The sequence below is a fragment of the Paenibacillus sp. CMAA1364 genome, assembly GCF_054373195.1.
In genome coordinates, this window is record NZ_JBITNB010000054.1 from 1 (window position 1) to 1,687 (window position 1,687).

The following is a 1,687-nucleotide window of genomic DNA, read 5'->3' on the forward strand; positions in this document are numbered from 1 at the left end:
CGGTAGTTGTCAAGATAGTTGTCGCGATTCTATAGAACTTATGTAGTTATTTGATTTGTTCTTTATCAGTATCAATAACACCATTTTTTTCTGGATTGAGCCATACCTTTTTATCCAGATCCCAATTGCGTATTTGTCTAGACCAACGACTAGGATGCTTCGCTTTTGCTGCTTCATAGACCTGCTTTCTTTTCTCAAAGATTTCCTCAGATCGACCCTCATGTCTTTGATTGGGAGTCAAGAATTTCAAACCACTATGGCGATGCTCCATGTTATACCAACGGACAAATCGTAGTGTCCATTCCCGTGCTTCATCCCTAGATTGAAACCCTTTAATGGGGAAATCCGGTCGATACTTACATGTTCTAAAAATAGACTCTGCATAGGGATTATCATTACTCACTCGAGGTCTACTTCTAGAAGGCGTTATACCAAGGTCGTATAGGGTTTCTAGTAAAGTTGCACCTTTCATAGGACTACCGTTATCTGAATGCAATATGAGTGGACTATTTCGAACGACACATTGCTCACTCAGCACGGTTCTCCGCATGAGTTGACTAGCGTATTCAGAAGATTCTTCATCCCAAATCTCCCAACCTACGATTTTTCGGCTATACAAATCGAGAATGAGATAGAGATAGTAGAATAGACCCTTCACTGGACCCTGCAACCAGGTAATATCCCACATCCATACTTGATTCGGTTCTGTTGCAAAGTGACTTGTAAGTGGCTTCGCTGTAGGCTTCATACTACGGCCACGATGATGCTGTTGCTTATGTTTGTGCATCACCCGATAAAAGGTAGACTCTGAAGCGAGATAAATCCCTTGGTCTGCGAGTCTAGGAACAATCTGACTAGGTGGTAAACTCTTAAAATCGGCTTGGTTAATCACTTCAGTAATTTGTTGTACTTCAGGTTCACTAAGCTTATGAGAAGGTGCTTTCTTTATGGCATATGGACGTTGATCTTCCAAAGGTGATCGGTTACTGCGCCAACGCTGTAACGTTCGCTGGGTAATAGCAAGTTCCTGACATGCTAGTCTTTCTCGTGCCCCAGCTTGTACAGCTTCTCCAATGAGTGTGATGACAATCTTTCGATCTGAGGCAGGAATCATTCTTCCTCGGGGTCCCCCCAGATCTCTCGGGCCTTTTTTCTCAATACGAGTAGGGCTGCGGTTTCGGCTAATGCAGCATCTTTTCGTTTTAATTCACGAGCAAGATTCTTGTTCTCACGTTCTTTGTCTCGTAGTTCTTTTTCCAGTCTTGAAGCTTGTTCGGCAACGCCGCCATTGGCTTGCATACAAGCATCACGCCAGGCTTCCACTTGCTCTACAAACAGACCTTTCGATCGACAGTACTCAGACAACTGGATCTCACTTAACGTAGCTGTCTCGACGACAATGGAAAACTTATCTCGGGTACTCCATTTCTCTGATTCCTTTTCACCACCGGGAATAGCAAATCCATTTGCACGTGCTTCCTTTTGCCACTTGTATAGCGTATTTTCAGATAGACCACTGTCTCTAGCAATCTGATTGACCGATTCATTGTTCGGAGGCATCATCCGTACCACAATCTTTTGTTTCAGTTCATTACTATATCTAGCCATTTGTCGCTCCACCTCATTCTCTCTTTTTAACTACTGTATATTCTATTGAGAGGTACGACAACTATTGTGACACAGGGGG

The 1,687-nt window shown here is 43.3% G+C and carries 1 protein-coding gene; it reads right to left on the reverse strand.

Going from position 1 to position 1,687, the window contains the following annotated elements; genetic code table 11:
* Nucleotides 1–46: 46 nt before the first annotated feature.
* Nucleotides 47–1,608 (reverse strand): IS3 family transposase gene (locus ACH8E3_RS16600; RefSeq protein WP_458633759.1). Its coding sequence is split into 2 segments (ribosomal slippage): nucleotides 47–1,141 and nucleotides 1,144–1,608, totalling 1,560 coding nucleotides; the frame shifts between segments, so codons are not numbered across the junction.
* Nucleotides 1,609–1,687 lie beyond the last annotated feature (79 nt).